The sequence below is a fragment of the Streptomyces sp. NPDC005820 genome (assembly GCF_040630255.1).
In the GTDB taxonomy this organism is placed as follows: Bacteria; Actinomycetota; Actinomycetes; order Streptomycetales; family Streptomycetaceae; genus Streptomyces.
The window spans coordinates 40154-59801 of sequence record NZ_JBEXXE010000044.1 but is presented as its reverse complement, the minus strand read 5'-3'; the positions used below and the strand labels follow the sequence as shown (position 1 = coordinate 59801).

The window sequence follows — 19648 nt, the reverse complement described above, 5'->3', positions numbered from 1 at the left end:
GGGGGCCTCACTCGCCGCCCTCCAGGTCCCCCTCAGTCTCCAGGTACACCCGCCGCAGCTCCTCCAGCACCGCCGGGTCGGGCTTCTCCCACATGCCGCGCGACTCCGCCTCAAGAAGACGTTCAGCGATGCCGTGCAGGGCCCAGGGGTTGGCCTGCTGGAGGAATTCTCGGTTGGCCGGGTCCAGGACGTAGGTCTGGGTGAGCTTGTCGTACATCCAGTCGGCGATCACGCCGGTGGTGGCGTCGTAGCCGAACAGGTAGTCCACGGTGGCGGCCAGCTCGAAGGCGCCCTTGTAGCCGTGGCGGCGCATCGCCTCGATCCACTTGGGGTTGACGACCCGGGCGCGGAAGACGCGGGAGGTCTCCTCCACCAGGGTGCGGGTGCGGACCGTCTCGGGGCGGGTGGAGTCGCCGATGTACGCCTCGGGGGCGGTGCCGCGCAGGGCGCGGACGGTGGCGACCATGCCGCCGTGGTACTGGAAGTAGTCGTCGGAGTCGGCGATATCGTGCTCACGGGTATCGGTGTTCTTCGCCGCCACCGCGATCCGCTTGTACGCCGTCTCCATCTCCTCGCGCGCCGGGCGGCCGTCGAGTTCGCGGCCGTAGGCGTAGCCGCCCCAGACCGTGTAGACCTCGGCGAGGTCGGCGTCGGTGCGCCAGTCGCGGGAGTCGATGAGCTGGAGCAGTCCGGCGCCATAGGTGCCGGGGCGGGAGCCGAAGATGCGGGTGGTGGCGCGGCGCTCGTCGCCGTGGGCGGCCAGGTCGGCCTGGACGTGTGTGCGGACGTGGTTGGCCTCGGCCGGTTCGTCCAGGGACGCGGCCAGGCGTACGGCGTCGTCTAGGAGGCCGATGGTGTGCGGGAAGGCGTCGCGGAAGAAGCCGGAGATGCGCAGGGTGACGTCGATGCGGGGGCGGCCCAACTCCTCGTAGGGGATGGGTTCCAGGCCCGTCACGCGGCGGGAGGCGTCGTCCCAGACGGGGCGGACGCCGAGCAGGGCGAGCGCCTCGGCGACGTCGTCGCCGGCGGTGCGCATCGCGCTCGTGCCCCAGAGGGAGAGGCCGACGGAGGTGGGCCAGTCGCCGTTGTCGGCGCGGTAGCGGGCGAGGAGGGAGTCGGCGAGGGCCTGTCCGGTCTCCCAGGCGAGGCGGGAGGGGACGGCCTTGGGGTCGACGGAGTAGAAGTTGCGGCCGGTCGGCAGGACGTTCACCAGGCCTCGGAGCGGTGAGCCGGAGGGGCCCGCCGGTACGAAGCCACCGGCCAGCGCGTGGACGGTGTGGTCGAGTTCGGCGGTGGTCGCGGCGAGGCGCGGGACGACCTCGCGGGCGGCGAACTCCAGGATGGCGACGACCTGTTCACCGTGCTCGGTGGGAACCGCGGTCGGGTCCCAGCCCGAGTCCTCCATCGCCTGGACGAGGGCGCGGGCCTTCTCCTCCGCCTCGTCGGCCGTCGTACGAGTCGCGGCGGACTCGTCGAGGCCGAGGGCCTCGCGCAGGCCGGGGAGAGCGGCGGTGCCGCCCCAGATCTGGCGGGCGCGCAGGATGGCCATGACCAGGTTGACCCGGTCCGCACCCTGCGGCGGCTTACCCAGGACGTGCAGGCCGTCGCGGATCTGTGCGTCCTTGACCTCGCACAGCCAGCCGTCGACGTGCAGGAGGAAGTCGTCGAAGCCGTCGTCGCCGGGGCGGTCGACCAGGCCGAGGTCGTGGTCCAGCTTGGCGGCCTGGATGAGCGTCCAGATCTGGGCGCGGATGGCCGGGAGCTTGGCCGGGTCCATGGCCGAGATCTGGGCGTACTCGTCAAGGAGTTGCTCCAGGCGCGCGATGTCGCCGTAGGAGTCGGCGCGGGCCATGGGCGGGACGAGGTGGTCGACGAGGGTGGCGTGGACGCGGCGCTTGGCCTGGGTGCCCTCGCCGGGGTCGTTGACCAGGAAGGGGTAGACCAAGGGGAGGTCGCCGAGGGCGGCATCGGGGCCGCAGGCGGCGGACAGACCGGCGTTCTTGCCGGGCAGCCACTCCAGGTTGCCGTGCTTGCCGAGATGGATCATCGCGTCCGCGCCGAAGCCGCCCTCGGACTGCGGGGCGGCGATCCAGCGGTAGGCGGCCAGGTAGTGGTGGGAGGGTGGGAGGTCCGGGTCGTGGTAGATGGCGATCGGGTTCTCGCCGAAGCCGCGCGGGGGCTGGATCAGGATGAGCAGGTTGCCGAAGCGCAGGGCCGCGAGGACGATGTCGCCCTCCTTGTTGCGGCTGTGGTCGACGAACATCTCGCCGGGGGCGGGACCCCAGTGCTCCTCGACCGCCGTCCGCAGCTCCTCCGGGAGCGTGGCGAACCAGCGCCGGTAGTCCGCCGCCGGGATCCGCACCGGGTTGCGGGCCAGCTGCTCCTCGGTCAGCCAGTCCTGGTCGTGGCCGCCCGCCTCGATCAGCGCGCGGATCAGTTCGTCGCCGTCGCCGGAGGCCAGTCCGGGGATGTCGGCGCCGCCGAAGTCGTAACCCTCCTCCCGCAGCCGACGCAGGAGGGCGACCGCGCTGGCCGGGGTGTCGAGACCGACCGCGTTGCCGATCCGGGAGTGCTTGGTCGGGTAGGCGGACAGGACCAGCGCGAGGCGCTTCTCGCCGGGCGGGATGTGCCGAAGTCGCGCATGGCGTACGGCGATCCCGGCGACGCGGGCCGCGCGCTCGGGGTCGGCGACGTAGGCCGGGAGGCCGTCGGCGTCGATCTCCTTGAAGGAGAACGGCACGGTGATCAGGCGGCCGTCGAATTCGGGTACGGCGATCTGGCTTGCGGCGTCGAGGGGTGAGACGCCCTCGTCGCTCTCCGCCCAGGCCGTGCGGGAGCCGGTCAGGCACAGGGCCTGGAGGATCGGCACGTCGAGGGAGGTGAGGGCGCCCGCGTCCCAGGACTCGTCGTCTCCGCCGGCCGATGCCTCGGCGGGCTTGGTGCCGCCGGCGGCCAGGACGGTGGTGACGATCGCGTCGGCGGCGCGCAGTTTCTCGATCAGCTCGGGTTCGGGGGCGCGCAGGGAGGCCACGTACAGCGGGAGGGGACGGGCGCCCGCTTCCTCGATGGCGTCGCACAGTGCGTGGACGAAGGCGGTGTTGCCGCTCATGTGGTGGGCCCGGTAGTAGAGCACCGCGACCGTCGCGGAGCCTGGGGTGTCGCGCTCCGGGCGCTCCAGCGGGCCCCAGGCCGGCGCGGGCGCCGGAGCTTCGAAGCCGTGCCCGGTGAGCAGGACCGTGTCGGACAGGAAGCGGGCGAGCTGCTCCAGGTTGGCCGGTCCGCCGTGGGCGAGGTAGGCGTGGGCCTCGGCGGCGATGCCGACCGGAACGGTCGAGGCGGCCATCAGCTGGGCGTCCGGGGCTTGTTCGCCGGTCAGAACGACGACTGGGCGGCCGTCGGCGAGCAGCAGGTCGAGACCGTCCTGCCAGGCGCGCAGACCGCCGAGGAGGCGTACGACGATCAGGTCGGCGCCGTCGAGGAGGGCGGGGAGGTCGTCGAGCGGGAGGCGGGCCGGGTTGGCGAAGCGGTAGGGCACCGGTCCGGTCGCCGCGCGGGCGCTGAGCAGGTCGGTGTCGGACGTCGACAGCAGAAGGATCATGCGGCGTCGGCCTTCCTCGGGGTGTCCGCGCCCCGGGCGGTGTCGGACGGCGGGAGTTCCTGGCTCACCCGCCCCGGGCGGGGTGGGCTCACAGTGGCGGGACCGCGCCGGATTCGCACCGGCTTCCTCCCCTGTCGCCGTCGTGGCGGTGGCGGACCAGGTGATCCGCCGAGGAGCATAGTAAGGGTCACCGGGAGAGGGCGGGGCATACATTCGGCGGGATGGTGGGTATGCTCGCCGCCGTGTCCACGCCATCCCTCCCACCGTCGTCCCAGGCCACAGCCGTCTCACGGGACCGCGGTGACGCATGCCCGGGTGCGCTGCGCCTGCACGCGGCGGACGACGGCGCACTCGCCCGGATCCGCGTTCCCGGGGGTGTGCTGCGGGTCGATCAGGCCGGTGCGCTTGGGCTCGCGGCGCAGGAACTCGGCGACGGGGAGCTGCATCTGACCTCGCGGGGCAACGTCCAGCTGCGCGGGCTGCCGACGGGCTGTGGTGCCGAGTTGACGCAGCGGCTGGAGTCGGCCGGACTGCTGCCGTCGTGGCGGCACGAGCGGGTGCGCAACGTCGTGGCGTCGCCGCTGTCCGGGCTGGACGGGCACGGTTGCGCCGATGTCCGGGCGTGGCTGCGGGAGTTGGACGGGCTCGTCTGCGCGAGTGAGGCCGCGGCCGGGCTGTCCGGGCGGTTCCTCTTCGCGCTCGACGACGGGCGCGGGGATGTGGCGGCGCTGGGTGCGGACGTGACGTTGGAGGCCACGCCGGACGGGGGCGCGTGGCTGCGGATCGGGTCGTCGGATTCCGCCGCGCTCGTGGACGCCGAGAACGCGCCCCGGGCCGCGGTGCTGGCCGCCGAGGTCTTCCTGGAAGCGAGTGCCGGCCAGGCCTGGAGAGTGGCTGAACTACCGGGATCGGGTGAGGAGTTGGCGCGGGAGGTCGCACGGCGCCTGCGGACCCCGGAGGTCCGGGGCGCCTCTGCCCGGCCCCGGGCCGGGGAACCGCCGCCCGGTCCGGTCACCCGCCCCGACGGCACGACGAGTCTCAGTGTGCTCGCCCCGCTGGGCCGTCTCACCGCCGCCCAGTGGGACGAGGTGACAGCCGCCGCGTCCGGCGAACTGCGCATCACCCCGTGGCGCGGGGTGATCCTCCCTCTGGTTCCTGCCGAACGGCTCCCCGGGCTTGACGCCGTCGGTCTGATCACCGGCCCGGCTTCCCCCTGGCTCGGCGTCGGCGCCTGCATCGGACGGCCCGGTTGCGCCAAGTCGCGGGCGGATGTCCGTACGGAGGCGGCAGCGGCGCTCACAGCGGGCGGCGGGCTCCCGGCGTACTGGTCCGGCTGCGAGCGGCGCTGCGGCCGGCCGCGCGGCGACCACGTGGACGTCGTCGCCGCCCCGGACGGCGGCTACCGGATTTCCGTCGTACGCGCCGGCCGTGTCCTGACGACGTACACGGCCGACAACTCTTCCCTTCTCGCCGCCGCTGTGGCGGCGGCCCATATGCATGACCAGTAGGAGCACGGTGTTCGAGTACGAGAAGGACGGCGCGGCGATCTACCGCCAGTCGTTCGCCACCATCCGCGCCGAGGCGGACCTCACGGGGCTGCCCGCCGATGTCGGCCAGGTCGCGGTCCGGATGATCCACGCCTGCGGGATGGTCGACCTCGTGCGGGACATCGCGTACACGCCCGCCGTGGTGGCCCGCGCCCGGGAGGCGCTGCGCGCGGGCGCGCCCGTCTTCACCGACGTGCAGATGGTGGCCAGCGGCGTGACCCGCAAGCGGCTGCCCGCCGGCAACGACGTGCTGTGCACCCTCTCCGACCCGGCCGTCCCCCAGCTCGCGGCCGAGCTGGGCACCACGCGCAGCGCCGCCGCACTGGAGTTGTGGCGCGACCGGCTGGAGGGCGCGATCGTCGCCGTCGGCAACGCGCCCACCGCCCTCTTCCGGCTCCTGGAGATGATCGAGGCGGGCGCGCCCCGCCCCGCCGCCGTGATCGGCGTCCCGGTCGGGTTCGTCGGCGCCGCCGAGTCCAAGGACGCGCTGACCACGCACCCGTCCGGCCTGGAGCACCTGGTCGTCCGTGGCCGCCGTGGGGGCAGCGCCATCGCCGCCGCCGCGCTCAACGCGATCGCGAGTGAGGAAGAGTGAGCGGGAAGCTGTACGGCGTCGGGCTCGGCCCCGGCGACCCGTCCCTGATGACCGTGCGCGCGGTGGAGGTCATCGCCGAGGCGGACGTGATCGCGTACCACAGTGCCCGGCACGGACGCTCGATCGCCCGCTCCATCGCGGCGAAGCACATCCGCGCCGACCACGTCGAGGAGCCGCTGGTCTACCCGGTGACGACGGAGAGCACCGACCATCCCGGCGGCTACCAGGGCGCCATCGACGACTTCTACGCCGAGGCGTCCGCCCGGCTCGCCGCGCACCTCGACGCCGGCCGGACCGTGGCGGTCCTGGCGGAGGGCGACCCGCTCTTCTACGGCTCCTACATGCACATGCACAAGCGGCTCGCCGACCGCTACGACACCGAGGTCATCCCCGGTGTCACCTCCGTGTCGGCCGCCGCGGCCCGCCTGGGCACCCCGCTCGCCGAAGGCGAGGAGGTGCTGACCATCCTGCCGGGCACGCTGCCCGAGGAGGAGCTGACCGCCCGGCTCGCGTCGACGGACGTGGCCGTCGTGATGAAGCTGGGACGCACCTTCACCAAGGTGCGGCGGGCGCTGGAGGGTTCGGAGCGGCTGGGCGAGGCCCGGTACGTCGAGCGGGCCACCATGAGCGGCGAACGCCTCGCCGAACTGGCCGCCGTGGAGCCGGAGTCGGTGCCGTACTTCTCGGTCGCCGTCCTGCCGAGCCAGGTCGACGCCGAGCCCCCCGCACGGGAGCACGGGGAGGTCGTGGTGGTCGGCACCGGGCCCGCCGGACCGCTGTGGCTGACGCCCGAGACACGCGGCGCGCTCGCCGCCGCCGACGACCTGGTCGGCTACACCACCTACCTGGACCGGGTGCCAGTACGCCCCGGCCAGCGCCGCCACGGATCCGACAACCGGGTCGAGGCCGAGCGCGCCGAGTTCGCCCTCCAGCTCGCCAAACGGGGACGGCGGGTGGCGGTCGTCTCCGGCGGCGACCCGGGCGTCTTCGCGATGGCCACGGCCGTGCTGGAGGCCGCCTCACAGAAGCAGTACGAGAATGTCCCGGTGCGCGTGCTGCCGGGTGTGACCGCGGCCAACGCCGCTGCCGCGCGGGCGGGGGCTCCGCTGGGGCACGACTACGCGGCCATCTCCCTCTCCGACCGGCTCAAGCCCTGGGAGGTCATCGCAGAGCGGCTGCGCGCCGCTGCCTCGGCCGACCTGGTGCTGGCCCTGTACAACCCGGGCTCGCGCAGCCGCACCTGGCAGGTGGGCAAGGCCCGCGACCTGCTGCTGGAGCACCGGGCGCCGGAGACTCCGGTCGTGGTCGCCCGGGATGTCGGCGGCCCTGGTGAGGGGGTGCGGATCGTGCGGCTGGCCGACCTCGATCCGGCCGAGGTCGACATGCGCACGATCCTGCTGGTCGGCTCCTCCCAGACCCGGACAGTACGGCGCGGGAACGGCGAGGAGGTCGTCTGGACGCCGCGCCGCTATCCCGAGCAGGGCAGTTCCTAGAGGCCGAAGGCGCCGCCCTCGACGAGGATGAGCACGCCGAGCGCGATGAGGACGAGGGGGAGCAGGACGTGCCCCCAGCGGCTCAGGGCACGGGCGACGACGGGCCGGGTCGCGAAGAACCGGCCCGCCAGGCACCACACACCGACCAGGACCAGGAAGACGACGGTGTAGACGGTCATGCCGCCGACTCCGGCGGTGGCGAAGACGGGGACGTAGACGCCGATGTTGTCGCCGCCGTTGGCGAAGGTGACGGCGGCGACCTCCAGCGGGCGCGGGCCGCCCGCACACCCTTCCTCGTCCTCTTCCGTGTCGTCGCCGCGCCCTCGCCAGGTCTGCCAAGCGGACTTGATTCCCAGAGCGAGCGGAAGCAGGCCGAGGTACGGGATCGCGCTCTCGGGCAGGAAGGTCGCGCCGAACGCCGCCGCGACCGCCACCGCAAGGATGGCGGCGAAGCCCAGGTACTGCCCGAGCACGATCCGCCGGGCCTCGCCACGCCCGCCCGCACCCTGGGCGAAGAACAACGACAGGATGAGGATGTCGTCGATGTTGGTGACGGCGAACAGGCCGACGGCCTGCCCGATGATGCCCAGGTTCACTGACCAGCCCGTTCCGGTGGGGACGACGATGCCCGGGCGACTCTACGCGGTGCTACTCGGCGCCCTGTTCGACGGGCGCGGGCCCCTGGGCCAGCCCCGCCGTCCACTTCTCCTCGATCCGGCCGACCTTCCACACCAGCAGGGCGATCGCCCAGGTCGCGAAGAACAGTCCGACGATGACGTAGCCGATGATGTTCAGGTCGAGACCGGAGACCCAGTCCCAGAAGGCGCCGTGCAGGCCGGCCTTCTCCGCGACCAGGCCCAGCAGCTCGACCGTGCCGATGATGAGCGCGACGGCCACCGAGAGACCGGTGATGGTGAGGTTGTAGTAGACCTTGCGGACCGGCTTGGAGAAGGCCCAGCCGTAGGCGAAGTTCATGAACGAGCCGTCGATCGTGTCGAGCAGCGACATGCCCGCCGCGAACAGGATGGGCAGGCACAGGATCGCGTACCAGGGCAGCCCGGAGGCGGCGCCCGAGCCCGCCAGGACCAGCAGGGCGATCTCGGTGGCGGTGTCGAAGCCGAGGCCGAACAGGACACCGAGCGGGTACATCTGCCACGGCTTCGTGATCGACTTCATCACCTTGCCGAGGATGCGGTTCATGAAGCCGCGGTTGTTGAGCTGCTCCTCCAGGGCGGCCTCGTCGAAGTGGCCGGAGCGCATCTGCTGGAACACCTTCCAGATACCCACCATGATCACCAGGTTGATGATCGCGATGACGTAGAGGAAGGTCCCGGAGACGGTGGTGCCGATCCAGCCGGTGACGCTGTGCAGGGTGGAGTCGTCGTTCTCGACCGGTCCGGCCAGCGCCTTGACGCCGAGGGAGAGCAGGAAGGCGAGCGCGAAGACGATCGTGGAGTGACCGAGCGAGAACCAGAAGCCGACCGACAGCGGGCGCTGGCCCTCGTTCATCAGCTTCCGGGTGGTGTTGTCGATCGCGGCGATGTGGTCGGCGTCGAAGGCGTGCCGCATGCCGAGGGTGTAGGCGGTGACGCCGATGCCGATGCCGAAGGTCTTGGTGCCCAGGCTGTAGTGCTCCGGGGCGACGATCGCGACCAGCGTGAACCAGCCGATGACGTGCAGTGCCAGGATGAACGCGGCCATCCCGCCGACACTGGCCCACTCTTTTCGGGTCATGGAGGTGCGGATGCGGTGCCACGAGATGCCGCCCCGCCCGGCTGGGGAGGCCGGGCCGGCGGGATCGGGAGCGGTGGTCATGGGGACGTGGGCCTTACTTCTCGGCGTACGGCTGTTTTCAGCCGCGCCTTCCAGGCTTCTGCGTATGGGTTGCAACTACAAGTCGATGGCGGTAAAGCCCGTGTCAGCTTTCAGTCAGCGTCCGGGAAAGCCCGCAGGTCGCATCCCCGCCTGACCCACCGGAGCGCCTGTTCCGCGTCTTGCACGGCCTGCACGCCCTCCGGGGCCTGCGGCCTGCGTACGACGACCACGGGCAGCCCGGCCTCACGGGCGGCTGTCAGTTTCGGCGCGGTGGCCGCTCCCCCGCTGTCCTTCGTCACGACGACGTCGATGCGGTGCGCGCGCAGCAGCTCGCGTTCCCCGTCGAGGGTGAAGGGGCCTCGGTCGAGCAGCACCTTCATGCGGGGCGGGGTGGGCGGCTCGGGCGCGTCCACGGACCGCACGAGGAACCACAGGTCGGTGAGGTTCGCGAAGGCCGCGAGCCCCATGCGCCCGGTGGTGAGGAAGACGCGCCGGCCGAGCGCGGGCAGCAGCGCGGCGGCCTGTTCCAGCGAGTCGGCCTCGTGCCAGTCGTCCCCCTTCGCCGGGACCCAGCCGAGGCGCCGCAGGGCGAGCAGGGGAACATGGACGGCAGTGGCGGCCCGTGCCGCGTGGAAACTGATGGTCCCGGCGAAAGGGTGTGTGGCGTCGATGAGCGCGTCCACCTCGTGCTCGCGCAGCCACCCGGCCAGCCCCTCGGCGCCGCCGAAGCCGCCCACCCTGACCTCGCCGGGCGGCAGCCGGGGCGCTGCCACCCGCCCGGCCAGCGAGGTCGTCACCCGCAGCCCGGGCGAGGGGTCGGCCGCCAGGAGTTCGGCGAGGCGGCGGGCCTCGGTGGTGCCGCCCAGGATCAGCACGTGCACGAGACTTCGGTTCCCTTCATGAATGAGCCCACGGGCGCGCGCGGCGCCCAGCTGAAGCACACCGGTCTGCGGCCCGGCTGGACCACCGGCGCCTGCGCGACCGCGGCGACGACGGCCGCGTACACCGCGCTGCTGACCGGCGAGTTTCCCGACCCGGTGACGGTCACGCTGCCCAGGGGGCAGACGCCGTCGTTCGCCCTGGCGGCGGAGGAGCTGACGGACGGGGCAGCCATGGCTGGGGTCGTGAAGGACGCGGGCGACGACCCGGACGTCACCCACGGCGCGCTGGTACGGGCGAGAGTACGGCGGCTGCCCGCAGGGACCGGTGTCGTTTTCAAGGCGGGTCCCGGCGTGGGCACGATCACCCGGCCCGGCCTTCCCCTGCCCGTCGGTGAGCCGGCCGTCAACCCGGTGCCCCGCCAGATGATGCGCGACCACGTCGCCCGGGTCGCCGCCGCGTACGGCGGCAGCACAGACGTGGAGATCACCGTTTCCGTCGACCATGGCGAGGAGATCGCCCGCTCCACCTGGAACCCCCGCCTCGGGATCCTCGGCGGGCTGTCGATCCTGGGGACGACCGGGATCGTGGTGCCGTACTCGTGCTCGGCGTGGATCGACTCCATCCGGCGCGGCGTCGACGTGGCACGGGCAGCCGGGCGGACCCACGTGGCGGGCTGCACCGGCTCGACCTCGGAGAAGACGGTCGTCGCCGCGTACGGCCTCCCGGAGGACGCGCTGCTCGACATGGGCGACTTCGCGGGCGCGGTACTGAAGTACGTCCGCCGCCACCCCGTCGACCGCCTCACGATCTGCGGCGGCTTCGCCAAACTGTCGAAGCTGGCGGCCGGCCACCTGGACCTGCACTCCGCCCGCTCCCAGGTCGACAAGGGCTTCCTCGCCGAACTGGCCCGGCACGGCGGCGCGGACGAGGCCCTGGTCGCCGAGGTGGCCGACGCCAACACCGGACTGGCCGCCCTCCAGCTGTGCGCGGCGGCCGGGGTCCCGCTCGGCGACCTGGTGGCCATCACCGCCCGTGACGAGGCGCTGGCCGTGCTGCGGGGCGCGCCCGTCGCAGTCGACGTGATCTGCATCGACCGGGCGGGGACGATCGTGGGTCGCAGCGAGGTCGCCGGACCTGCGGTCAGCCGGTCCTGAACCACAGTTCCGGTCGTTCCCAGGTGACCTTCGGCGGTGTCGGAGGCACTGTTCCCGCCCGTTCGGCGCCCACGCTCCGATAGAACCCTTCGGCCTGCGGGTGGGAGACCACGCGGACGTCGCTCAGGCCGACCTGCCGGGCCCGGTCGAGCATGTGCTCGACAAGGAGCCGGCCGATGCCCCTGCCCTGGGCATCGTCCGCGACGAACAGCAGGTCCAGCTCCGGGACGTCGGGCCACAGGGAGTAGAAGCCCAGCAGGCGCCCCTCGCCGTCCTCGGCCAGGAAGACCTCGTGCCGGGCGACGTCCTCCGCCGTGACCCGGTACCCGACGATGATCGGGGCGTACTGCCCCTGATAGGCGCCGGACGCATGCACCATGCCCGTGAGACGCTCGGCGTCCTCGGCGACCGCCCGACGGATCACCATCTCAGCAGACATGCCGCTCGCGCTCCGGCGAGTACAGGTGGCTGTCCCGGAACTGCTCCGCGCCCAGCGTCCGCCCGACCATGATCACGGCCGTGCGCAGGACTCCGGCCTCCTTCACCTTCCCGGCGATCTCGTCGAGCGTGCCCCGGATGATCACCTCGTCCGGGCGGGAGGCGTAGGCGACCACGGCGGCCGGACAGTCGGCGCCGTAGTGCGGCAGCAGTTCGCCCACCACGCGGTCCACGTACTTGGCGGCCAGGTGCAGCACGATGAGCGCGCCGCTGCGGCCGAGGGTGGCCAGGTCCTCGCCCTCGGGCATGGCGGTGGCGCGATGGGCGACACGGGTGAGGATCACGGTCTGGCCGACCGCCGGCACGGTCAACTCCCGCTTCAAGGACGCCGCGGCGGCGGCGAACGCGGGCACGCCGGGGACCATCTCGTAGGGCACCCCGGCCGTGTCGAGGCGCCGCATCTGTTCGGCGACCGCACTGAACACGGACGGGTCCCCGGAGTGCAGTCGCGCCACGTCGTGCCCCTCCTCGTGGGCGCGGATCAACTCGGCGGTGATCTCGTCCAGGTCGAGCTGGGCGGTGTCCACCAGCCGTGCGTCCGGCGGGCATTCGGCGAGCAGTTCGCGCGGCACCAGGCTGCCCGCGTACAGGCAGACCTGGCAGGCGGCGAGCGTACGGGCGCCACGCACCGTGATCAGGTCGGCGGCGCCGGGACCGGCGCCGATGAAGTACACGGTCATCTGTCTGCTCCTGGAAGGGGGTTGACGGTGGTCCGGGCGGCTTTGCGGGCGGCCCACTGGGTGACGGGCATCGCCTGCCGCCAGCCGGTGAAGCCGCCCACGGGCACGGCGTGCGCCACCGCGAGCTTCACCAGCTCACCGCCGTGGCGGCGGTAGGCGTCGGCAAGGAGCGCCTCCGACTCCAGCGTCACGGTGTTGGCGACGAGGCGTCCGCCGACGGGCAGCGCTTCCCAGCAGGCGTCGAGGAGGCCGGGTGCGGTGAGGCCGCCGCCGATGAACACCGCGTCCGGCGGCGGGAGTTCGGCCAGGACGCCGGGTGCGGCACCGGTGACGACGGACAGTCCCGGCACGCCGAGCCGGCCGGCGTTGCGGGTGATGCGTTCGGCGCGCACCGGGTCGCGTTCGACGGTGACCGCCCGACAGGAGGGGTGTGTGCGCATCCACTCGATCGCGATCGAGCCCGACCCGCCGCCGATGTCCCACAGCAATTCACCGGGTGCGGGAGCGAGCACGCCGAGTGTGGCGGCGCGGACGTGGCGTTTGGTGAGCTGGCCGTCGTGCTCGTACGCCTCGTCCGGCAGTCCCGGTGCGGCGCCGAGGCGCAGGGTGTCCGGGGCGCGGCGGCACTCGACGGCGACGATGTGGAGGGGGTCGCAGGGCTCGTCGCGCCAGTCGTCGGCGGTGGCCGCGGCGGTTGTACGTTCCTTCGCACCGCCGAGCTGTTCCAGCACCCGCATCCGGCTCGGCCCGAAGCCACGGTCCCGCAGCAGTGCGGCGACCTCACCGGGAGTGGTGGCGTCCGCGCTGAGCACGAGGAGCCGTCGTCCCTCGTGCAGGGAAGCGGCCAGGCGGGCCACGGGCCGGCCGACGAGCGTGACGACCTCGACGTCCTCCAGCGGCCAGCCGAGGCGCGCGCAAGCCTGGGAGACGGAGGAGGGGTGCGGCAGGACGTGCACGGCACCGGCGCCGAGGACCTCGGTGAGGGCGCGCCCGATGCCGTAGAACATGGGGTCTCCGCTGGCCAGCACGGCAACCCGGCGACCAGTGTGCGCGGCGAGGAGGCCGGGAACCGCGGGCCGCAGGCGTGAGGGCCAGCAGATCCGCTCCCCCGTGCACTGCGGCGGGAGGAGGTCCAGCTGACGCGGGCCGCCGACGAGGACCTCGGCGTCGAGCAGGGCGGTGCGGGAGGTGTCCGGGATGCCCCTCCAGCCGTCGGCTCCGATCCCGACGACGGTCACGGCGGCGGGCAGGACGGGGCGTTCGGGGGTCACTGCTCGACACCTCGGGTCCGGGGACAAACAAACACGCACTCTACGGGCGGCGACCTGCACACCCCTGAAGGGGTACACACGACCACCCGACCTATTGCACACTACTTGCAATAACTTTCAGAGTGCAGGAAGGGTGGGCGATGGCTTCTCCGATCGTGCTCGGCATCGAGTCGTCCTGTGACGAGACCGGCGCCGGGCTGGTCCGTGACGGGCGGCTGCTGGGGCATGCGGTGGCGTCGAGCATGGACGAGCACGCCCGTTTCGGCGGGGTCGTGCCCGAGATCGCCTCCCGGGCGCACCTGCACGCGCTGCGCCCGGTCGTCCGGCAGGCGCTGGACGAGGCCGGCCTGGCGCTGTCCGATGTCGGTGCCGTGGCCGTCACCACCGGGCCGGGACTCTCGGGTGCGCTCCAGGTGGGCCTTGCCGGGGCGAAGGGGATCGCCTACGCGCTGGGTGTGCCTCTGTACGGTGTCCACCACCTCGCGGGCCATGTGGCCGCCGACACCCTGGAGCACGGCCCGCTGCCGGATCCCTGCATGGTGCTGATCGTCTCCGGCGGCCACACCTCCCTCCTCCTCGTCCGCGACCTGGCCCGCGATCCGATCGTCCACCTCGGCGACACCCTCGACGACGCCGCCGGGGAGTGCTTCGACAAGGTCGCGCGGGTCTTCGGGCTGCCGTATCCCGGTGGTCCGGCCATCGATCGGGTGGCGTGCGCGGGGGATCCGCGTGCTGTCTCCTTCCCCCGTCCGCTGCCGGGGTCGTACGACTTCTCCTTCTCGGGGCTGAAGACGGCCGCCGCCCGCTGGGCCGAGGGCCACGTGGGCCGCGAGCTGCCGGTGGCCGACGGGGCGGCGTCGCTCCAGGAGGCGGTCGCCGACGTGCTGACCCGCAAGGCGGTCGCGGCCTGTCGCGAGTACGGCGTGGGGACCCTGGTCGTGGTGGGCGGGGTCGCCGCGAACTCCCGGGTGCGGTCGCTGGCCGAGGAGCGATGCCGGGCCGCCGGGATCATGCTCCGTGTGCCGCCCCTGAAGCTGTGCACGGACAACGGCGCGATGATCGCCGCGGTCGGTGACCTCCTCGTACGGGCCGGAGTCGATCCCGCACCGCTGGACGTGTCGATCGACCCGTCGGCGCCTTTGGAGTACGCCTGCCTGCACCCGGTTTCGACAGGGACGGTGGCGGCCTGATGAGCGACATCCGCATCTTCCAGGGCGCCGAAGTGCGCGCGCACTCAGGCGCCTTGCACGACGTCTACGTCGAGGCGTTCTGCGCGCCGCCGTGGAACGAGGACGAGGAGAAGGCGATCGAATTCCTGGGCCGGCTGGTCAACGACGTCCGGCGTCCCGGCTTCACCGCCGCGCTCGCTTTCACGGGATCGGACGTCGTCGGCTTCGCCACGGCCTGGACGACCCGCGCCCCCTTCCCCACCGACCGCTGCTATCCCCAGGCCGCCGCCGGCCTCGGCCCCGACCACACCATGGCCTGGCTGGTCGGCGCCCGCGAGATCGACGAACTCGCGGTCCGTCCGGCGGCCCAGGGCACGGGCCTGGCCGGCGAACTGCTGGAGGCGGTGACGGCGGACGCCCCCGACGGCCGCTCCTGGCTCCTCACCTCCGTCCGGTCGCCCCGGGCCATGTCCTTCTACCGCCGCCAGGGCTGGACCCAGGCCACCCACCCCTCCCCCGACGGCAAGGGCATCGCCGTCTTCCTCGGACCGCACCACCCCGCCCGCTCCCTGGCCCCCCAACCCCTCTGAGAACCCGGAGCCCCGTCCTAGGCACCGCCGGGCTCCGGCACCGCCTCCTCGCCGGGCGGGCCACACCGTCGTCACGGGTTGGGCACCGCCCGCGCCCGCCGCCTAACCGGGAGAAGTCCGATCATGGCTGTCGAGAGCGGCCCCGGGATCCCGCCATCCGCCCTCGGGGCCCGGCATCCCAACTTCGGCCGACTGATCCGCGACGAAGCGACCGACACCGTGGTCTGCCACGTGTGCGGGCGGGCCTTCCGCTCACTCGGGGCGCACATCCGCGTCCACGACATGACCGCGGCCGAGTACCGCCGGGAGTTCGGCCTGCTGCGCACCCGGGCGCTCAGCGCGCGTTCCCTCTCCCGGCAGCAGTCCCGCACCCGCCTCGCCGGATACCGGGCATCGGAAGAGACCCAGACGCGCTTCGAGGCAGGCCGGGCGATGGCCCGCTCCGGCGAACTGGCCCGCAGACGCTGGAACACCGACGCACAGCGCCGACCGGACTCGGAGGAGCTACGGCAGGCCCGGCGGGCAAGCCTCGACGCGGGCCGCCGCACCCAGACCCGCGCCGCCGGTGAACGAACGGCCGCCGCACTGCGGGCCCAGGGATTCACCGACCTCGAACAGGCGCTGCGGACCGTGTACGCCGACCAGCAGCACAGCATCGAGGACACAGCCCGCATCCTCGCCATCGGCAGGAACCCGGTGCGACGGCTGCTGACCGAGTACGGCATCCCCATCCGCCCCAGCGGACAGAACTCCGCCACCGGCCGACGCGCACGCGTCCAGCTGAACGACCGTGCCGCCGCCGAACGCGTCGGCGCCCAGGACATCAGGGTGTGGCTGCGCGAGCGGACGGCCGAGGGCGCCACGCTCCGGGAACTGGCGGCAGCCACCGGCCGCAGCATCCCATGGGTGGCGGCCCGGACCGGTGCGCGGTGAGGCCGCCGCTCTACACGACGGCTGTCATGGTGGCGAACACCACGACGTTGTTGGGGTAGTAGTGCCGGTCCGCGTCGAACTCGCCGCCGCAGGTGACCAGGCGCAGCCCCGCGTAGTCGAGGTTCTTGTACACCTCCAGGGTGGGGAACGCCGCCTTCTCGTACTCCTCGACCCGGTCCACCGTGAAGGTGACGGTCCTGCCGTCCTCGCGTGAGACCTCGACGGTGTCACCGGTCTTGACGGTCTTCAGCTTCTTGAAGACCGCGTCCGCTCCGTTCCAGGTGACGTGCCCGGCGATCACCGCGGGCCCTTCCGAGCCGGGGGTGGGTCCGGGCTCGTACCAGCCCGCCAGATCGGGGTCCTTCGGGGTCGTCATCGCCCCCTTCTCGTTCTGCCCCAGCGTCTCCAGTGCGCTCGACACACCGAGGGAGGGAATGGTGACCTTCGTCGGCACCGACCTGTCCAGGGCGGCGACGGCCTGGGCACCGCCCGAACCCGCCGCCGGTGTCTGAACGCCGCCCGTGCCCAGGTCCGTGGTCTGGCCCGGAGAGGTCTGCGAGCCCGCTGTGTCCTGGCCCGCGCAGCCGGTGAGGAGCAGGACCGCCGTAGCGGCCACGATCAGAGCGGCGCGGCCCCGCCTTCCTCCGGCCCGTACGCCGGTGCCGACGGAGCGGTTCACGCGGCACTCCCGGTCTCCGCCGGCGTCGCCGCGGCACGGGACGTGGACTCCATCCGCCGACGCGTGACGACGAAAACGCCGGCAGCCGTCGCCGAGGCCGCGGCGGCGGTGCCGATCAGCATTCCCGGGGACATGCCGCCTGCGCCGGAAGACCCGGTGCCGGTCTCGATCCCGCCGACCGGGACGGACCCGACCGCCGCGCCCTTGACCTCGCCGCAGTTGGTCGGAGCGGTCGCCTCCTGCGGGAGCTTCGGGTCGAGTTCACTCTTGCCCGCCCCCTCGAAGTCGTACTTGTCGTTGCCGTTGCGGTCGATGCCGTGCTGCACGACGTGCAGGTCCTTGATGTGGTCGATCACGTCCTGCGAGACGGGGATGGTCCGCTTGTAGGAGATCTTCCCCTCCTTGTCCGCCACCGGCATCCGGTCCACCGCGAGACCACTGGTCGCCGCGTCGGTGTCGCCCGACACGGTGAGCGCGATGTTGATGTCGCCGTAGTGGACCGTGGCCTCGGTGTTGTTCAGGATCCCGTCGCCGTTGGTGTCGGCACTGTCGTCCGGGCACACGAAGTCGTGCCCCTCGGTGGACCCGTGCAGGTGCTGCGCCGAGGGCTGGCCCGGCACCATGCCCTCGGACTTGATCCACACCGTCAGCTCCGTGCCGCGGGCGCTCAGCAAGACCGTTCCCTTGGAGCCGGAGTCGTTCAGCTGCTCCAGGTCGATCTGGTAGGCCGGAGTGTCCTCCTCCGCGAACACCGGTGCCGAGCCCGCCACACCGAGCAAGGCGGCCGGAAGAGCGGCGAGTACCGCGAGACGGGCGGTGCGCTTGGCTGTCACGTTCATTCCTTTTCCGCGGCCCCCGGAAGCCGGGTGACCGCATCTCGTACGGCTTCCGCGCGACGCCGGGCGGCACCTCGAACGACCCACCCGGACACCAACGCCCCTTGCCTGCACAGCAGTTACAGCAATCGAAGCTCTTATTGCGACTCATATGCAGTTACCTATGTAACGCAAGAAGGGTGCCGGGTGTTCAAGCCCACGCGACGCTCCCGAAGGATCCCGGACGCGAACCGGACTGACGCCCGGCGACCTTGGGTAGCCCTGTTGTCGCAAATGATTCGCAACAACAGTTCGATCGCAACAAAGGTGTGAGGCTGATGACGACCCGTCGGATACGAGGTGCCGCCGTCACGGCGGCGATGGTCACCGGGCTCGCCGCCTGCTCGGCGCCCAGCAGCGGCGAAGGCGACGGTGACAGCAAGGCCGCCGAGTCCGTCGTGATCGGGGTGGCGTCGGAGCCGGACACCCTCAGCCCGCTGCTCGGCTACGGCAAGGACGGCAACTCCAAGGTCTTCGACGGGCTCCTCGCCCGCGACGCCGACCTGAAGCTCAGACCCGCCCTGGCGAAGGCCCTCCCCGAGGTCGCCGCCGACGGGCTCACCTACACCTACGCCCTGCGCGACGGCGTGGAGTTCAGCGACGGCGAGCCGCTCACCTCCGCCGACGTGGTCTTCACCTACGACACGATCCTCGACGCGAAGACCAACAACACCGCCCGCAGCGAACTGGACGCCATCAAGGACGTACGGGCGGACGGCGACAAGGTGGTCTTCACACTGAAGTACCCCTACGCGCCGTTCGCCGGGCGCACGGTCCTGCCCATCGTCCCCGAGCACATCGCCGGAGCGCAGGACCCCAACACCGGCTCCTTCAACACCAAACCGGTCGGCACCGGCCCGTACGTCCTCTCCACCTGGAGCAAGGGCGAGAAGCTCACCTTCAAGGCCAACCCGAACTACTGGGGCGGGAAGCCGAAGGTGAAGACGTTCACCATGGCCGTCATCTCCGACGACAACGTACGCGCCACCCGCCTGCGCTCAGGCGACCTCGACGGCGCGATCCTCCCGCCCAACCTCGCCGCCACCTTCAAGAACGACAACGGGCTGAAGACGTACGACGCCAAATCCTACGACTTCCGCACCGTCACCCTCCCCCAGGAGAACAAGGTCACCGCCGACCGCGCGATCCGGCAGGCCCTCGACGCCGCCGTGGACCGCAAGGCCATGGTCGACAAGATCCTCGACGGCGCGGGCCGGCCCGCGTACGGGCCCCTCCCCGTCGACGACCCCTGGTTCGCCAAGGGCATCGAGCGCGCCCAGGACCTCGGCAAGGCCAAGCGGATCCTGGACCAGGCGGGCTGGAAGACCGGAGACGGCGGCATCCGCGCCAAGGAGGGCCGGCGGGCCGCGTTCACGCTCCTCTACCCCTCCGGCGACAAGGTCCGCCAGGACCACGCCCTCGCCTACGCCTCCGACGCCAAGAAGGCGGGCATCGACGTGAAGGTGGAGAGCGCCACCTGGGAGGTCATCGAGCCGCGGATGAAGAACGACGCCGTCCTTGCCGGCTTCGGCAGCACCGGCGACCCCGACTTCGGCCTCTACACCCTCCTGCACTCCTCCCTCGCCGGCGACGGATTCAACAACATGGCCCGCTACGACGACCCGATCGTCGATCAGGCCCTCGACACCGGCCGCCGCAGCTCGGACACGGCGACACGGAAAGCCGCGTACGAGTCACTGCAGCGCGAGCTGGTGAAGAACCCCGGCTACACCTTCCTCACCCACATCGACCACCTCTACGTCCTCGCCGACCGCTGGAACGGGCTGACCACCCAGCTCGAACCGCACGAGCACGGCTTCGCCAGCGGCCCCTGGTGGAACATCGAGGACTGGCAGCCCAAGAAGTGAC

The 19648-nt window shown here is 72.1% G+C and carries 17 protein-coding genes and 1 riboswitch; of the genes, 8 read left to right on the top strand and 9 right to left on the bottom strand.

Annotated elements, in window-relative coordinates; translation table 11 throughout:
- Positions 1-7 precede the first annotated feature (7 nt).
- On the bottom strand, positions 8-3598 hold the full coding sequence (gene cobN / locus ABZ464_RS40115; RefSeq protein ID WP_359286383.1) for a cobaltochelatase subunit CobN: 3591 nt from the start codon (positions 3596-3598) through the stop codon (positions 8-10).
- Positions 3599-3651: 53 nt separating this feature from the next.
- Positions 3652-3727: riboswitch (cobalamin riboswitch) on the bottom strand.
- 101 nt (positions 3728-3828) lie between these two features.
- Between cobN and ABZ464_RS40110 the strand changes: the two genes are divergently transcribed.
- Genes ABZ464_RS40110 through ABZ464_RS40100 form a run of 3 tightly spaced genes read left to right on the top strand, consistent with a single transcriptional unit; the run spans position 3829 to position 7233 of the window.
- The gene (locus ABZ464_RS40110) at positions 3829-5106 is read left to right on the top strand and encodes a cobalamin biosynthesis protein CobG (RefSeq protein ID WP_359286493.1); all 1278 of its coding nucleotides are present in this window, start codon (positions 3829-3831) and stop codon (positions 5104-5106) included.
- Positions 5096-5740: a precorrin-8X methylmutase gene (locus tag ABZ464_RS40105; RefSeq protein WP_359286381.1), complete on the top strand. Its 645-nt coding sequence runs from the start codon at positions 5096-5098 to the stop codon at positions 5738-5740. The genes ABZ464_RS40110 and ABZ464_RS40105 overlap by 11 nt, the downstream gene beginning before the upstream one ends.
- Positions 5737-7233 (top strand): precorrin-2 C(20)-methyltransferase, encoded by a 1497-nt coding sequence (locus ABZ464_RS40100; protein WP_359286379.1) that lies wholly within the window; start codon positions 5737-5739, stop codon positions 7231-7233. The genes ABZ464_RS40105 and ABZ464_RS40100 overlap by 4 nt, the downstream gene beginning before the upstream one ends.
- Here the strand turns inward: ABZ464_RS40100 and ABZ464_RS40095 are convergent.
- The 3 genes from ABZ464_RS40095 to ABZ464_RS40085 all read right to left on the bottom strand — a co-directional run bounded on the left by ABZ464_RS40095 (position 7230) and on the right by ABZ464_RS40085 (position 9929).
- Positions 7230-7829, bottom strand: coding sequence for a cadmium resistance transporter (locus ABZ464_RS40095; RefSeq protein ID WP_359286377.1), 600 nt, complete (start codon positions 7827-7829; stop codon positions 7230-7232). The genes ABZ464_RS40100 and ABZ464_RS40095 overlap by 4 nt on opposite strands.
- Before the next feature lie 52 nt (positions 7830-7881).
- Entirely contained in the window at positions 7882-8967 is a 1086-nt protein-coding gene (locus ABZ464_RS40090) for a HoxN/HupN/NixA family nickel/cobalt transporter (protein ID WP_359286376.1), read from the bottom strand.
- A gap of 191 nt (positions 8968-9158) precedes the next feature.
- Positions 9159-9929, bottom strand: a complete 771-nt coding sequence (locus ABZ464_RS40085) for a cobalt-precorrin-6A reductase (protein ID WP_359286374.1) — start codon at positions 9927-9929, stop codon at positions 9159-9161.
- Between the two features lie 18 nt (positions 9930-9947).
- Between ABZ464_RS40085 and ABZ464_RS40080 the strand changes: the two genes are divergently transcribed.
- On the top strand, positions 9948-11084 hold the full coding sequence (locus ABZ464_RS40080; RefSeq protein WP_359286371.1) for a cobalt-precorrin-5B (C(1))-methyltransferase: 1137 nt from the start codon (positions 9948-9950) through the stop codon (positions 11082-11084).
- Here the strand turns inward: ABZ464_RS40080 and ABZ464_RS40075 are convergent.
- The 3 genes from ABZ464_RS40075 to cbiE are packed head-to-tail and all read right to left on the bottom strand — an operon-like array spanning position 11071 to position 13533.
- Positions 11071-11523: a GNAT family N-acetyltransferase gene (locus ABZ464_RS40075; RefSeq protein WP_359286368.1), complete on the bottom strand. Its 453-nt coding sequence runs from the start codon at positions 11521-11523 to the stop codon at positions 11071-11073. The genes ABZ464_RS40080 and ABZ464_RS40075 overlap by 14 nt on opposite strands.
- The gene (cobM, locus tag ABZ464_RS40070; protein ID WP_359286365.1) at positions 11513-12262 is read right to left on the bottom strand and encodes a precorrin-4 C(11)-methyltransferase; all 750 of its coding nucleotides are present in this window, start codon (positions 12260-12262) and stop codon (positions 11513-11515) included. The genes ABZ464_RS40075 and cobM overlap by 11 nt, the downstream gene beginning before the upstream one ends.
- A complete protein-coding gene (gene cbiE / locus ABZ464_RS40065) occupies positions 12259-13533 on the bottom strand; it encodes a precorrin-6y C5,15-methyltransferase (decarboxylating) subunit CbiE (protein WP_359286362.1) in 1275 nt (424 codons plus the stop codon). The genes cobM and cbiE overlap by 4 nt, the downstream gene beginning before the upstream one ends.
- Before the next feature lie 140 nt (positions 13534-13673).
- Between cbiE and tsaD the strand changes: the two genes are divergently transcribed.
- The 3 genes from tsaD (at position 13674) to ABZ464_RS40050 (ending at position 16225) form a co-directional block, all read left to right on the top strand.
- The gene (gene tsaD, locus ABZ464_RS40060; RefSeq protein WP_359286359.1) at positions 13674-14723 is read left to right on the top strand and encodes a tRNA (adenosine(37)-N6)-threonylcarbamoyltransferase complex transferase subunit TsaD; all 1050 of its coding nucleotides are present in this window, start codon (positions 13674-13676) and stop codon (positions 14721-14723) included.
- Positions 14720-15292, top strand: a complete 573-nt coding sequence (locus tag ABZ464_RS40055) for a GNAT family N-acetyltransferase (RefSeq protein ID WP_359286491.1) — start codon at positions 14720-14722, stop codon at positions 15290-15292. Before tsaD ends, ABZ464_RS40055 begins: the two co-directional genes overlap by 4 nt.
- A gap of 123 nt (positions 15293-15415) precedes the next feature.
- A complete protein-coding gene (locus ABZ464_RS40050) occupies positions 15416-16225 on the top strand; it encodes a MucR family transcriptional regulator (RefSeq protein WP_359286357.1) in 810 nt (269 codons plus the stop codon).
- 10 nt (positions 16226-16235) lie between these two features.
- Here ABZ464_RS40050 and ABZ464_RS40045 read toward each other — a convergent pair whose 3' ends face one another.
- Positions 16236-16904: a class F sortase gene (locus ABZ464_RS40045; protein ID WP_359286354.1), complete on the bottom strand. Its 669-nt coding sequence runs from the start codon at positions 16902-16904 to the stop codon at positions 16236-16238.
- Complete coding sequence (locus ABZ464_RS40040; RefSeq protein WP_359286351.1) at positions 16901-17737, bottom strand: hypothetical protein; 837 nt, start codon at positions 17735-17737, stop codon at positions 16901-16903. Before ABZ464_RS40040 ends, ABZ464_RS40045 begins: the two co-directional genes overlap by 4 nt.
- 320 nt (positions 17738-18057) lie before the next feature.
- On the opposite strand from ABZ464_RS40040, the gene ABZ464_RS40035 reads away from it, so the two are divergent.
- The gene (locus tag ABZ464_RS40035) at positions 18058-19647 is read left to right on the top strand and encodes an ABC transporter substrate-binding protein (RefSeq protein WP_359286349.1); all 1590 of its coding nucleotides are present in this window, start codon (positions 18058-18060) and stop codon (positions 19645-19647) included.
- Position 19648: the final 1 nt, after the last annotated feature.

Coding starts and splice junctions, on each gene's coding strand:
- cobN (WP_359286383.1), bottom strand. CDS start 3,598: ATGATCCTTCTGCTGTCGACGTCCGACACCGACCTGCTCAGCGCCCGC.
- ABZ464_RS40105 (WP_359286381.1), top strand. CDS start 5,096: ATGACCAGTAGGAGCACGGTGTTCGAGTACGAGAAGGACGGCGCGGCG.
- ABZ464_RS40050 (WP_359286357.1), top strand. CDS start 15,416: ATGGCTGTCGAGAGCGGCCCCGGGATCCCGCCATCCGCCCTCGGGGCC.
- ABZ464_RS40075 (WP_359286368.1), bottom strand. CDS start 11,523: ATGTCTGCTGAGATGGTGATCCGTCGGGCGGTCGCCGAGGACGCCGAG.
- cobM (WP_359286365.1), bottom strand. CDS start 12,262: ATGACCGTGTACTTCATCGGCGCCGGTCCCGGCGCCGCCGACCTGATC.
- ABZ464_RS40110 (WP_359286493.1), top strand. CDS start 3,829: ATGCTCGCCGCCGTGTCCACGCCATCCCTCCCACCGTCGTCCCAGGCC.
- ABZ464_RS40080 (WP_359286371.1), top strand. CDS start 9,948: ATGAATGAGCCCACGGGCGCGCGCGGCGCCCAGCTGAAGCACACCGGT.
- ABZ464_RS40090 (WP_359286376.1), bottom strand. CDS start 8,967: ATGACCCGAAAAGAGTGGGCCAGTGTCGGCGGGATGGCCGCGTTCATC.
- ABZ464_RS40035 (WP_359286349.1), top strand. CDS start 18,058: ATGACGACCCGTCGGATACGAGGTGCCGCCGTCACGGCGGCGATGGTC.
- tsaD (WP_359286359.1), top strand. CDS start 13,674: ATGGCTTCTCCGATCGTGCTCGGCATCGAGTCGTCCTGTGACGAGACC.